We start from the raw sequence: 14,297 nt of genomic DNA, 5'->3' as shown, positions 1-14,297 counted from the left end.
AGGCACCTCGTTTTTTTGTTAGAAAATCTCCATCAATTTATCTAATTCTTCAAGCGTGAGTTCGTCATCTCCAAGATCGCTCGGGGTCAGTTCGCCCCCATCCCGCTCTAAGCAATGATCGATCAATTGCAGCAAATAAGTTTTAAAGCTTGCGGCGACAGCGGCGACGGTGCTTTCTTTATATTCGAGTGAATGATAAGCGATTGACATTGTCAAAATGCCGTCTTCGATATAGCCGACGATGTCCAGCGCATTCGGTTTTTCCGTTTCCGGGCTGAGCGGATCGCCGGATGGCAAAGTTGATCTCGTGAACAGACCCGAATCCGCCATCTCTGTAAACTGGCCCAAATAGTTGAAGCTGATATCATGCTTGATCGGCTTCGCCTTTTTGCCTTCTTCGGTCAAATAACGATAAATGCCATAGCCGATTCCTTTATTCGGAATGTGGCGCAATTCTTCTTTGATCTGTTTGATTTGATAGCCGATATCCCCTGAATGGCGCATTTGAATCAGCGCCGGGAACTGGCTTGTAAACCAGCCGACCGTCCGGGAAATATTCAAGCCGTCTATGATGTCCTCCCGGCCGTGTCCCTCTAAGCAGATGATAAAGTCTTCCTGCCCCGTCCACTCTTTCAGCGCCAAGCCCAACGCCGTAAGCAAAATGTCGTTCATTTCCGTGTTATATGCTTCATGAACTTTTGTCATCAACTGTTCCGTTTCTTCTTTTGAGAGGGAAAACTCAGCCGTTTTCGTATGGCGCATCCGCTTGTCCTCTGCTTCATCGTCTTTCGGGAGCGCTGCCGTCTCCGCCTGTTCGATTTCCTGCCAATAGCCGATTTCTTTTGCGAAAGCTTTTGACCCTGCATATTCTTCCAGGCGAGCCGCATATTCAGCAAAAGAGTGCGTCTTGTCTTGAAGAATAATCGGCTCCCCTTTTTCAGCCTGGGCGTACCCGGCGGCGAAATCCTCAAGGAGGATTCTCCATGAGATTCCGTCCACAACGAGATGATGAATAACTATGAGAAGATGATCGCCTTGATCCGTTTTAAAGATCGCCGCTTTCAAAAGCGGGCCTTCGGTTAAATCGATACTGCTTTGAATCCGGTTTGATGCCTTCAACACGGCAGCTTCAAGTTCAGCGCCCGATTCATTGAAGCGGATGACTTCAGGGCGAACCGCTGTTTCTTCCAGCCCTCTGTTGTACTGAACAATCCCGTCTCCATTTCGTTGATAAACCATGCGAAGTGCGTCATGATGTTCGATCAGCTTGCTTAAAGCCTTGCCTGCCGTTTCCGGGTCGAATCCCGTTAAAGCGTGAAGCATGACCGACTGATTCCAGTGATGCTCGTTCGTAAATTTGCGTTCGAAGAACCAGCGCTGAATCGGCGTCAATGTGACTTCGCCTTCGACAGGGTTCTGATCGATCGGCTGATCGTCAGCCGCTTGAACATAAGCACTCAGCTCTCCGATCGTCGGGTGCTGAAACAAGTCCTTCATCTCCAGCTTCCATCCGTGCTGCTGAAGCCGGCTTGCCATTTGAATTCCTTTGATCGAGTCCCCGCCGAGCGCGAAGAAATTGTCTGTGATCCCGATTCGGTCTATACCGAGAACCTCCTGCCAAATGTCCGCCAACAGCTGTTCCGTTTCTGTAGGCGGCGCTTTGTATTCGGCTGTCTGCGCTTCGACGTCAGGCTGAGGCAGCGCCCTTCGGTCGACTTTTCCGTTCGCCGTAACCGGAAGCTCATCAAGCTGCACCCAGAATGACGGTACCATATAGTCCGGGAGCGTCTGTGCCAGCTTCCAGGCGAGACTTTCTGTATCAAGCTGTTCATTCGCAACGACATAGCTGCACAGCGCTTTATTGCCGTAGGCGTCTTCGATGTCGGTGACGACGGCTTCCTGCACTTCGGAGAGCCGCGCGAGCTGGACTTCGATTTCAGAAAGTTCGATCCGGAAGCCGCGGATTTTCACCTGCTGGTCGATTCGGCCGATGTACTCAAGCCGTCCGTCTTCCAGCCATTTGACCGCGTCCCCCGTCCGGTACATGCGCTCGCCCGGCACAAACGGGTCTTCCGTAAAACGCTTCGCCGTTTCCTCTGGCTTGTTCAGATAGCCGCGCGCAAGCCCGCGGCCGGCGATGCACAGCTCACCCGCGACACCGACGGGCTGGACTTCGTTGTTTTGTCCTAGCACATACGCCCGCGTATTGGCGATCGGCTTTCCGATTGAAAGCATTCCTTCATCAGGATCAATCGCCGTGCTCGTCGCGACGACCGTGTTTTCCGTCGGTCCATAGTTGTTGACGAGCGTGTAGGAGCGTTTTGCGATCCGTTTCAGCTTGTCTCCGCCCGTAAGCAGCACGCGGAGCGACTGGTTATCCAGCTCCATGAACTGTTCGCACAACTGTGTCGGCAGGAACGTGATCGTTATTTTGTTCTCTTCAAAGTATTGATTTAAGCGCGTAATATCCATCCGGATCGCTTCATCAATGATGTGAAGCTCCGCTCCGGCGATCCAATACGGGAACATCTCCCAAACGGAAGCGTCAAAGCCGAAGCCGGCATATTTCGCGCTTTTGTCCTGTTCGGTGACCTTAAAGGCGTCATTATGCCAATAACACAAATTCACGAGCGACCGATGTTCGACCATGACGCCTTTCGGCTGGCCGGTCGTGCCCGATGTGTAGATCAAGTAGGCCAGGTTGTCAGACTGAGCTTGCGCGTTTGGATTCATGTCATCCTCTGGATAAAGCTCGCCGTCCAGAATGGAGCCTTCTCCATTTAAATCGATCACGTCTCCGGTAAATGTGTCCGGCACCGTTAATCCGCTTTGCGTCAAAAGCAGCTCTGCGCCGCTGTCTTTCAGCACGTATCCGATCCGCTCGGCCGGATAGCTAGGATCGATCGGCACATAGGCCGCTCCTGCTTTCAAAATCGCGATCACGCCGGCGGCCATTTCAAGCGAAGGCTTGACCATGATCCCGATCCGCTGTTCAGGGCGGACCCCTTTTTCGATCAGCAGCCGAGCCAGACGGTTCGCGCGCGCGTTCAGCTCTTTGTACGTCCACTTCACGCCGTTGTACACCGCTGCCCCATGGTCAGGCGTGCGGAGGGCTTGCGCTTCGAACAGCTCATGGACCGTTTTGTCCTCCGGCACATCAAGCTTCGTCTCATTCCAATTTTGAACGATCCGCCGTTTTTCCGCTTCATCCAGAAGCGAAAGCTCTGAAAGGCGGGCATCCGGGTTTTCGGCAACCGCTTCGAGCAGATTGACCCAGTACCCGCGCCAGCGCTCGATCGATTCATGCTTAAAGAGAGCTGTATTGTATTCCATTTCAAAAACGAGAAGTCCGTCCTCTTCCGCCGCTGTCAGCGTCAGGTCAAACTTCGCGGTCTGATGGGCAAAATCATACGGCTTGAGTGTGATCTCTTCCATTGACAAGTCCTTCAAATCGGCATTTCGCATTGAAAAGACGGCATCAAACAATGGGTTTCGGCTCATGTCGCGCTGGATGTTCAGCTTCTCGATGAGTTCTTCAAACGGGTAATCTTGATGCTCAAACGCGCCGAGCGTCGTTTCTTTCACTTCCTCAAGGAATGCAGAAAACGGCTTGTCTCCTTCAGGACGCGTTCTTATTGCAAGCGTATTGACAAACATGCCGATGATCCGGCTCAAATCAGTATGCGGCCGCCCGGCAGCCGGAGAGCCGACAATGACCTCGCTCTGTCCGCTCAGTTTGGATAAAAGCGCGCTGTATGAGGCAGCGAGCACCATGTATAAAGTGCTGTCCGTTTCCTTGGCCAGTTTTCTCAGCTGCTGGACAAGCTCCGGTTTCAGCGCAAAGCTGAGACGGCTTCCTTCAAACGTTTGAATAGAAGGACGCGGATAGTCTGCCGGAAGCGTCAAAACAGGCAGCTCACCGGCCAGCTCCTTGAGCCAGTATTCCTCCTGCACTTTGTGCCGTTCTGTCAGCAGATGCTGCTGCCATACAGAAAAGTCTTTATACTGAATCCTCAGCGGTTCAAGCGCCTCTCCCGCATAAAGCTTTGTCATTTCATCGATCAGGACGCTGACAGAAGCGCCGTCTGAAATGATATGATGCATATCCACAAGCAAAAGATGTTTTTCTCCCGTGAAACGTATGATGCTCATTCTAAATAACGGGGCTTTTGTTAAATCAAACGGCCTGATGAATTCTTTAATCAGCTTTTCCACTTCCTGTTCATCTGCATCGATGACATCAATGGTCAATTCCGCAGCTTCCCAAATCCGCTGAACAGGTTCGCCGCCCTTGATTTCAAATGTCGTGCGGAATGCTTCATGGCGCTTGATCAGCATTTGCGCGGCAGACTCGAGGCGCTTCAAATCAAGCTTCCCTTCAAGCTGGAGAACGGCCGGCATGTGATAGCTTTTCTCAGCGCCTTCGATCTGCTGTAGGACGTACAGCCGTTTTTGCGCCGAAGATACGGGGTACGTTTCCTGATCCGGCGCCGCTTCAATATAAACGGCTGATTTTTTCTCAGTTTTTTCCGCAGCCTGCGCCAGGGTTTCGATTGTCGGCGCCTGGAACAAATCTTTCAGCTGCAGATCAACATTCATCTCTTGCTGGATACGGGCAATGAGCGTCATTCCGATTAAAGAGTGTCCGCCAAGTTCAAAGAAATTGTCATGCACACCGATTTTCGGTACATTGAGCACCTCCTGCCAAAGATCGGCAAGCTGTGCTTCTGTTCGGCTCCTTGGCGCCGTATATTCCTTTTGCGCGGCCTGCGTGACATCCGGCTCAGGCAGCGCCCTTCTGTCGACCTTTCCATTGCCTGTGAGCGGAAGCTCCTGCAGCTGCATAAACACGGACGGGATCATGTAGCCCGGCAGACCTTCTGCCGCATATCGGCGAAGCTCTTCACTAGAAAGCTCCTGATCGGCCGTAAAGTAAGCACAGATCATTTGATCTCTCTTCCCGGTGTCAACAGCAAGAACAGCGGCTTCCTGTACCATTTCATGTGTGAGGAGATGGTGCTCGATTTCGCCCAGCTCGATCCTCTGTCCGCGAATTTTGACCTGATGATCAATCCGTCCGATAAATTCGAGACATCCGTCGTCGGCAAGCCATCTCGCCATATCGCCCGTCCGGTAAATCTTCTCACCGGTTTTGAACGGATGTTCCGTAAACTTTTCAGCCGTCAGTTCCGGGCGGTTAAAATAGCCGCGGACAAGGCCGTCTCCGCCGACGCACAATTCTCCCGCAACCCCTGCCGGCTGTACATTGCCGAATGAATCAAGAATCAGAACCTCCGTATTGCTGACAGGCTTTCCGATCGGTATAGCCTGGGCATCGTCCGGCACTTCGTTGACTGGATAATAGGTTGTAAAGACAGTGCTCTCAGACGGGCCGTACATATGAAGCAGCCGTCCTTTGCCAACTGTGTTCAGAGCTCTTCTGACATGATCGACAGATGCACGTTCGCCGCCGAACAGAACCCTGCGGAGTCCCTTCAAACTGTCCGGCCGCATGTCTGTCAGCAGATTGAATAATGCGGTCGTGATCATTAAGACGGTAACCTTTTCTTTTTCAAGTACATGTGCGAGCCGGCTCATATCAAGAATCGTGTCTTTTGGAGCTATCACCAGCTTGGCGCCGTTCAGCAATGAACCGAACACATCAAACATAAAGGCATCAAACACGTAATTTGAAATGGAAAGAACGATATCGGATGTCATCACATTCAAGTAATTTGTGTTTTTTACCGTACGCAATATATTCCGGTGAGAAACCATATTGCCCTTAGGCGTCCCAGTCGTTCCGGATGTATACGTTAGATTGGCCATTGCTTCCGGTGAAATCGGAAGGCGCAAATCAGACGCATCTCCCAGATAAAGGTGTTCATCCTCAAGAAATAGAATGTCGCCGCCAAATTCAGCCGCCTCAGCGAGCGGCTTCATCGCCTTTTGCGTTAAAAGAACCGCCGCTCCGCTGTCCTCGAAGAAATGTTGCACACGTTTTTCAGGATGGTCCGGATCGATCGGCACATAAGCAGCGCCAGCTTTCAGCACAGCGAGAATGCCGATGACCATTTCAGCCGACCTGGCGGTGAGAATGGCTGCCGTCGTGCCGGGCTGCACACCTCTTTCGCGGAGGCGCCTCGCCAATTGGTTCGCTTTCCGATTGAGCTCACCGTATGACCATACTTTGTCTTCAAATTGCAGGGCGGGATGTCCGCCTCTTTCCGCCGCCTGTTCCTCAAATAGCTGAACGATCGTTTTCTCCCGCGGATAATCGCTTGCCGCGGGGTTGAACGCGACGAGCTGACGATTCGTTTCCTCTTCTGTCAAAAGGCTGTACTCGCCGATTCTGCGCAGCGGATCAGCCGTCATGCCCTCCAGAAGGTGCAAATATGCTTTCAGCATCCTTTCTGCCGTATCTTTTTTAAACAGCTTCGTACTGTAATCCAAATCGAGAATCAATTCTCCCTGCTCTTCTTTCGCCTGCAGCGTTAGGTCGAACTTTGCAATATTGAAGTTCGTTTCATAAATCGAGAGGTGCAAATCGCCGAGCATCGGAATGTCTTCCCATGCATTTTGCAAAATAAACATCGTGTCAAAGACGGGATGACGGCTTAAATCGCGCGATGCACCAACCTTTTCCGCAAGCCGCTCAAACGGATATTCCTGATGCTCAAAAGCGTCGATTACCGTTTTCTTTACATCATGCAGGAAGTCTCTGAACGTTCTGCCCGACTCCACTTTTGAACGGATCGCCAGCGTATTGACAAACATGCCGATGATTCCTTCCAGATCGGAATGTCTGCGGCCGGCCGCCGGCGTTCCGACGATCACATCTTCCTGCCCGGAGTACTTTGCTAGCAGCATGTTGTATGCGGCCAGCATGACCATATACAATGTCGCGCCGTTTTGCTCTGCCAGCACGGCTAATTTTTCTTTCATGTCTTTTGGCAGGACTGCGGATACCCTGTCTCCTTCAAAGCTTTGAACAGACGGCCTCGGCTCATCCGTTATCAGCTGCAGTACGGGAAGCTCGCCGGCGAACACGCTTTGCCAATAAGCCTCTTCTTTTTGAAAACCTTTTTGTGCCTGCGTCCTTTGCCAGAAAGCATAATCTTTGTAATGCAAATTCGGCTCCGGCAGTTCTTCCCCTTTATACAGTGCGGCCAGCTCATTCAATATGATCGAAATCGATACGCCGTCAGACACAAGATGATGCATATCGAACAACAGCACATGTCTGCCGTCTGCGAGACGGACGAGAACTGCTCTCATCAGCGGAGCTTTGGCGAGATCAAAGCGGCGGACAAAAGATTTCGCCATTTGTTCGATCGGCTTCCCATCTGCTTTAACCTTCTCAATCTTGAACTGAACCCTTTGATGAATGTTCTGTCTCGGCTCGCCATCGACAACTGTAAACGAAGTGCGCAGCGCCTCATGCCTATCAATCAGTTTTTGAAAAGCAGCTTCAAGGCGCTGAACATCAAGGGTGCCCTCAAGCATCGCCGCGGCCGGCATATTGTAGCCGACTCCGGCATCCTCCAGCTGGCTGACGATATAAATTCGCTGCTGCGCCAATGAGAGAGGATAATCGTCACTTTCCGGCGCAGGTTCAATAACCGTGAATCCGTCTTTCTCCGCTTCAGAAACAAAGCCGCTTAATGCCGCCACTGTCGGTTTTTCGAACAGGACTTGCAACGGAACCTCGACACCGAAAGCTTTATGAATTTTTGCCAGCATGGCCATCGCTTTGAGAGAATGGCCGCCCAGTTCAAAAAACTGGTCGTGGATTCCGACTTGTTCAGTTCCGAGCACTTCCTGCCATATACCCACCATTTTTTCTTCATATTCATTTCTCGGTGCCGCATACTCTGCAGTCCCGCTGACAGAGACTTCATGGCGAAGCAGCGCTTTCCGGTCGACTTTGCCGCTTCCCGTCAGCGGTATTTCATCAAGCTCGACAAAGTGGGAAGGTATCATATAGTCAGGCAGATGCTTGGATAAATGCTCCCTCAGCCCCTGAAGGTGAATTTCCCCCCTTTGTTTTGGCACGACATAAGCGCAAACCTCAAGGCTGCCGCCGGTTTCGGGCCGCGCGAGGACAACTGCTTTTCCGACAGCAGGGGCTCCTTGCAGCACCGACTCTATCTCGCCAAGCTCGATCCGGTAGCCGCGGATTTTCACTTGATCGTCTTTTCGGCCGATGAAATCAACCGTACCGTCAGGAAGCCAACGTACTGCATCCCCTGTTCGATACATGAAACCTCCGGGGACAAACGGGTCTTCCAAGAACTTGTCTGCGGTCATGTCAGGTAAGTTCAAATAGCCTCGGCCGACTCCGTCTCCTGCAATATACAATTCCCCTTCGACACCATCAGGAAGGAGTGCACCGTTTTCATCCAAAATATAAAAACGGTTGTTTCCAATCGGTCTGCCGATCGGGACATAGGCCGTATCGCCTTGAAGATCTGCGTGGTTTGTCATCGTAAAAGAAGAAGCATCCACACAAGTTTCAGTCGGGCCGTAAACATTCGTTACATCAGGCACGGATTCAGCTGTTTCTGCAAATAATTGAAGCAGCCTTTCCGTTGCGACCCTTGATAATGCCTCTCCTCCAACAAGCATATGCCTCAGTTTGACACCTGAAAGATCATCGGCAGCAGACAAAAGCTGCAAATGAGCCGGCGTACCGTCTGTCACATCGATTTGATGGCGGCGGTAATAATCCGATAAAGCGCGTCCGTCGGAAACCGTCTTTTTCGGTACGATGTACAACGTTTGGCCAAGCAATAGAGACGTAAAAATCTGCTGAACGGAAGCGTCAAAATGAAACGGAGCCAGAAGTGCCAGCTTCAAATCATCCTGATCATATGCACCAACGGCCTGCTGAAGCCCTCTTACAAGGTGGTGGACCTGCCTGTGTTCAATCATGACGCCTTTTGGACGGCCCGTTGTCCCGGAAGTATAAATGATATATGCAAGGTGCCCGGCGCCTGCCTCTGAAGACGGATGACCGTTTTCCAGCGATTCAGAAAGCGCTTCGCTGAACCGCACAGTTTCGGCCGTTTCAAAAGTCAGACCGCTGTCTGTGATAACCGCTTTGACCTTTGAATCCTCCAGCATAAAGCGAATTCTTTCTTCCGGAAATCCGGGATCGATCGGTACATAAGCTCCGCCGGCTTTCAAAACGCCCAGCATCGCCGTAATAACCCGCTCTGACCGCTCCATCACTATCGCAGCCGGAGCGTCAGGCCCGATACCTCTTCTTCGAAGCGCCCTTGCCAGACGATTCGATTGTTCATTCAGCTCACGGTACGAAAGTTTTTGTCCTTCATATACAACGGCGGTTTTTTCGGGATGATCGGCTGCTTTTTGTTCGAATAAACCGTGCAGGGTCATGTTCTTGTCATATGCGATGGTTTGGCTTGATGCACGCTTTAACAGCCGCTCTTTTTCAAATGCGGGAACAATCTCCAGTTCAGCGATTGTTTTTTGCGGAAACAACAAGGCATCTTCAAGCAGCGTCATCAGCCGTTCATATAAAACGGCCATTTCTTCACAGGTGAAAAGCTCCTCCCTGTAATCAAAATCAATCGCAAGCGTCCCGGTATCCCATCTCTCTTTCACGTGAATGGAAATATCGTTTACTTCACTGCCGCTGAAAATCGGCTCAGTAAGAAATGACAACGTTTCTTTCCTCTGCCATTGCATAACTTGATATTCCAGTGAGACGGCGAACAATTTGCTGACATGCGGCTGTCTTTCCCGCAAATCATTAATCAGCAGATTGTACGGATACTTTTGATGCCGAATGATCTTAAGCTGATCTTTCATTCTTTCCTGCACAAATGCACTAAAGTCCTGGTGTACATCAATGGAGGCTTTCATTGGAATCGTCGATACGAACATCCCGAGCATCTGTTTTTCTTTTGCATTTGTCCGGTTACCCATAAAAGTTCCGAGAACGACGTCTTTTTGTCCGGTTATCCGGTGCATATAAATGTGCAAAATGGATAAGAACAGGGAGAGCACACTTATGTTGTGTTCCTTACAATACGTTTGAATTTTTTTATACAGGACAGGGGAAATCTCTTTTGAAAAGCGGGCTGCATTCAATTGGATCTGATACGTATCGCTCGCCTTTAACGATACGGGCTCCGGAATCTCTTCATATTGTGCGTTCCAATATGCTTTATCCTTCTGGAACCGCTTCGAATTTTCATACTCCAACTCACTCTGAATATGTTCCGTAAATGATGACTGAACAGGTTCGAGGCCGGTTTCCCCTTTAGCAAGCTTCAAATAAATGTCTGTAATGCGGTTGCCCAAGATCGTCATCGAAATACCATCGGAAATCATATGATGAACTTTTGCAAAAAACCAGCTTTCTTCCTCACTGATGCGAACGACGGCAAATTTAAACAGCGGACTTTCATACAAAGGCAGGGGTCGGCGCGCCTCAGCTTGTCCCCATTTAAGAACGCCGTCCGCTCCTCCGATTTCTGAAGCGTCGAAATATTCAATCCGGAAAGGTTCGTCTTCCGCTATATATTGCTTCGGCTCATCCCCTCCTTCAAACAACAGTCTGAATCGCATGGTTTCATTTGTACGGACAAACTGGCGAATGGCTTCAGTCAATAACCCGGAATCGATTCCGGAGGCAGATTTTAATTTTCCAAAACCGCTCAAATTTGAAACACTTGTGCCGGGATAGAACTTTTCAGTGTACCAAATTCTCCTTTGAGCATGTGTCAGCGGGTAACATGTGTTTCCCATTTTTTATTCCTCCTTTATCTTTTGCTATGTATGACGATGCGAACAGCCAAGCCGCAATGCAATGTTGCGGTATTGCGATGAGCGAAAAACGCTGTCACAGATTTGTCATTTCCAATAAAACATTATTTTGGAAATAAAAAAGAAAAGAGTCCACCCGAATAAAAACGGGCGAACTCCCTGTTTATTCGGCAACCTGTCAACCGTAGCACCGTCAGTACCTTAGGCCATGGCTTTGCGTCCCTGCGTTTCCGCAGGTTTGCCTTTATCTGCTTTTATTGATATAAATTCATTTTCTGCTCACAGTTCACTTTAAATGAAAATTTTGTTTTTTTCACCGAAAAATAGGTGAAAAGTTTCATGCGGGATGCCGAATGTTATCCATGAATGTTAATGCGTGATACCGAAATCGACAAAAAAATATGCGGGAAAACGAAAAAAACCGCTTAATTCCGCAAAAAATTCCAAATCCTAGATAAAGAATATATTAAAATATTAAAAAAACAGCCTTAACTTCATGAATAAATCATGAAAATCCGTTAAGGCTTAGGCGTTTTCTTTTACAATGTTCATTCAAATAAAACGTTTCTTTTACCCAGCCGTTTAAACTGATACGAGAAAAGACAAACAGCTTGCGAAAACATTGAAGCAGAACGGAAAATCACTGAACTGTCTCCTCCTAAACGGTATCTTGAAATACTTTCGGTGTTCCATACAAAAAAGCAGGCTGAGTTTCGCCTGCTACACGGTTTTTGAAAGCCCGATCGTCCGCTCGATGATGATCAGCGCGATCACTGAAACTGTGATAAAAATAACCGAAATCGCATTAACACTCGGATCAAACGTCTGGTCAATATAGCTGAACGTGCGCACCGGTACAGGCGTGACAGCAGGTGAAGAAACAAACAGACTGATTGATACTTCCCCGAATGACGTCACAGCGGCAAAAACGGCTCCCGCAATGATTCCCGGTTTAATGAGCGGCAAGGTAACATGAAAAAAGGTATACCATGGACCTGCGCCGAGATTCATGGATGCCAGTTCAAGCTTCGGATCCACGTTCGCCATGCTGACCCCGACCGTCCGTAAGACATACGGAAGGCTGATCAGCATATGCCCGGCAGCCAGCCCGGCAAATGTGCCGTTTACCCCAAGCATTGTCAATAAATAGAGAAATGACACGCCTAATGCGATTTGAGGAATCATCAACGGCGATAAAATAAAAGCTTGAATCCCCTGTTTTCCAGGAAAGTTCAGCCGCGCCAATGCATAGGCTGCAACTGTTCCGAGGATCACCGCAAGAGGCGTTACAACGAGAAGCAGCATACCGCTGACCCAAATCGATTCCATCCAGCCGCTGCTGCTGAAAACTCCGGCAAACCAGCGCAGCGAGACGCCGGATGGCGGGAACTTCGGATATTCGTCCGGGCTGAAAGCCGACAGTATAATCACAAATACAGGCAGCGCCAAAAAAAGGTATACCAATAAACCCGCCGCCCAAACGCACACATCAATCCACTTTCCCCCAGACAGACGGCGCAATCGTCTACCCATTTATTCTCGCCTCCCAACGCTTTTGGAAAAAGCCAAGGATTCCAATAACCACGCTGACAACGGCTAATAAAGTAATCGACATAGCTGCTGCAAGAGGAAGATGAAAGACTTGCATGACCTGCTGATAGATTGATAACGGCAGCAGCGGCTGCATCCTTCCGCCGACGAGAAGAGGCGTAATATAGCTTCCGGCCGAAAGCGAAAACACGATCATTGCTCCTGTCAGCAATCCTGGAACCGTCATTGGCAAGGTCACGAAAAAAAATGTCCGAAGCCTCCCCGCTCCAAGGCTCATCGAAGCAAATTTAAGATCCGGTTTCATTTCGCTTAAAGAACCGGCAAGCGGCAGCACAGCAAACGGCAGCATAACCTGGACATATGCGATGATGACGGCGTTCATATTCCATAAAAGCGGCAGGGGCTTTTCAATCAGCTTCAAGCTGATAAGCGCCTCATTGACGATCCCGTTTTGCGAAAGCAGCACAATCCAGGAAAACGTCCGAATGACAACACTGGTCAGTAAAGGAGAAACAAGCAATATATAAAACAAAGCCCGCAGCCTGCCGGTCGGCGCCTTAACGAGTAAATATGCTGCCGGATACGCCATCACAAGGCATAATACAGTGGTCTTCAACGCCGTCCAAAGCGTTATACCGATTGTTTTCAAATAAATGTCCGAAGAGAACACTTCGACATATTGAGAAAAACTGTACGTATCGAGCGTATTCATCATAGCGTCCACGTCTCTGAAACTTAATAACAGCAGCAGAACAAGCGGCAACACGAGAAAAACGCCGAGAAATAAAAGGACGGGAACAAGCAAAACCCAATAAAACCGTTTTTGTTCAAGAGCACCCATCTGCATCCTCCTTTACATCGAGCGGAACAAAATCGTCCGGATCCAAAGAAAGATACACTTGATCCCCCGCCTTCGGCAATCTTGGAAATTGAGGATCGGGCGCCTGAATGATCCATTCTCCTTTGAAAACAGCGGCTTTCAGCCTGAGAGCATGCCCGGCATAACTGACTTCCGTTATCGTTGCAGGCATTTCAATCAGCCTGTTCTTCTGCTTCTCGAAAGAGACTGAGATTCTCTCGGGCCGCACCATGAACAATACAGAGGATTTTTTTAAGAGATTCCGGCTGATTTCAAAAGTCAGCGGAACACCTTCATATATTTCAAAATCGACCGCTTCATAGCCATAAACGCCTGATGAAGGCTGTATCTCCGACGCACGCGCTTTCAGCAAATTGACCTGTCCGATAAATTCGGCGACAAATTGATTAGCAGGCGTGCGGTACACGTCCAACGGAGTGCCGAGCTGCTGAAGCCTGCCGCAGCCGAGGATTCCAATTCTGTCTGATAAGCTTAAAGCCTCCTCCTGATCGTGCGTCACTAAAATCGTTGTAATGCCGACGCGCTTTTGGATGCTGCGCAGCTCCGTCTGCATTTCTTTTCGAAGTTTCGCATCCAAGTTGCTCAGCGGCTCGTCTAGCAATAGCACAGACGGCTGAATCGCCAATGCCCGGGCAATCGCCACCCGCTGCTGCTGGCCCCCGCTCAGCTGACGGGGCATGCGATTAGCAAACGCTTCAAGCCTGACAAGGGCGAGGCTTTCCATCACCCGTTCTTCAATCTTGCGGCGGGGCCATTTTCGAACTTTCAATCCGTATGCAACATTGTCAAATACGCTGAGATGCGGGAATAAAGCATAATCCTGAAAAACCATTCCAATATGTCGGTCGTATGGCGGCAAATCAGTTACATCTCTTCCTCCTATATATACAAACCCTGACGTCGGTTCAAGGAACCCGGCAATGATATGAAGGAGCGTTGACTTTCCGCAGCCGCTCGGACCGAGGAGAGAGAAAAATTCCCCTTCTTTGACTTCAAGCTGTACGTCTTCCAATGCGATGGTGTTTCCGAAATGCCGGCTGACATGCTGAATCTGAATTGCGCTCATGTT

4 protein-coding genes and 1 riboswitch are annotated in these 14,297 nt (G+C 49.7%); all 4 genes read right to left on the bottom strand.

The window, feature by feature from the left end; genetic code table 11:
- Positions 1-18: 18 nt before the first annotated feature.
- The 4 genes from licA to MKZ04_RS19090 all read right to left on the bottom strand — a co-directional run bounded on the left by licA (position 19) and on the right by MKZ04_RS19090 (position 14,294).
- Entirely contained in the window at positions 19-10,779 is a 10,761-nt protein-coding gene (gene licA, locus MKZ04_RS19105; protein ID WP_341046729.1) for a lichenysin non-ribosomal peptide synthetase LicA, read from the bottom strand.
- Between the two features lie 184 nt (positions 10,780-10,963).
- Positions 10,964-11,050: riboswitch (cyclic di-GMP riboswitch) on the bottom strand.
- A gap of 467 nt (positions 11,051-11,517) precedes the next feature.
- On the bottom strand, positions 11,518-12,330 hold the full coding sequence (locus tag MKZ04_RS19100) for an ABC transporter permease (RefSeq protein ID WP_101561643.1): 813 nt from the start codon (positions 12,328-12,330) through the stop codon (positions 11,518-11,520).
- On the bottom strand, positions 12,323-13,189 hold the full coding sequence (locus MKZ04_RS19095; protein WP_025810784.1) for an ABC transporter permease: 867 nt from the start codon (positions 13,187-13,189) through the stop codon (positions 12,323-12,325). The genes MKZ04_RS19100 and MKZ04_RS19095 overlap by 8 nt, the downstream gene beginning before the upstream one ends.
- On the bottom strand, positions 13,176-14,294 hold the full coding sequence (locus tag MKZ04_RS19090) for an ABC transporter ATP-binding protein (RefSeq protein WP_026580514.1): 1,119 nt from the start codon (positions 14,292-14,294) through the stop codon (positions 13,176-13,178). Before MKZ04_RS19090 ends, MKZ04_RS19095 begins: the two co-directional genes overlap by 14 nt.
- Positions 14,295-14,297 lie beyond the last annotated feature (3 nt).

The organism is Bacillus sp. FSL W7-1354 (assembly GCF_038002405.1).
In the GTDB taxonomy this organism is placed as follows: domain Bacteria; phylum Bacillota; class Bacilli; order Bacillales; family Bacillaceae; genus Bacillus; species Bacillus paralicheniformis.
The sequence above is the reverse complement of the archived record's forward strand: the minus strand, read 5'-3'. Positions and strand labels throughout refer to the sequence as shown.

Coding starts and splice junctions, on each gene's coding strand:
- MKZ04_RS19095 (WP_025810784.1), bottom strand. CDS start 13,189: ATGGGTGCTCTTGAACAAAAACGGTTTTATTGGGTTTTGCTTGTTCCC.
- MKZ04_RS19090 (WP_026580514.1), bottom strand. CDS start 14,294: ATGAGCGCAATTCAGATTCAGCATGTCAGCCGGCATTTCGGAAACACC.
- licA (WP_341046729.1), bottom strand. CDS start 10,779: ATGGGAAACACATGTTACCCGCTGACACATGCTCAAAGGAGAATTTGG.
- MKZ04_RS19100 (WP_101561643.1), bottom strand. CDS start 12,330: ATGGGTAGACGATTGCGCCGTCTGTCTGGGGGAAAGTGGATTGATGTG.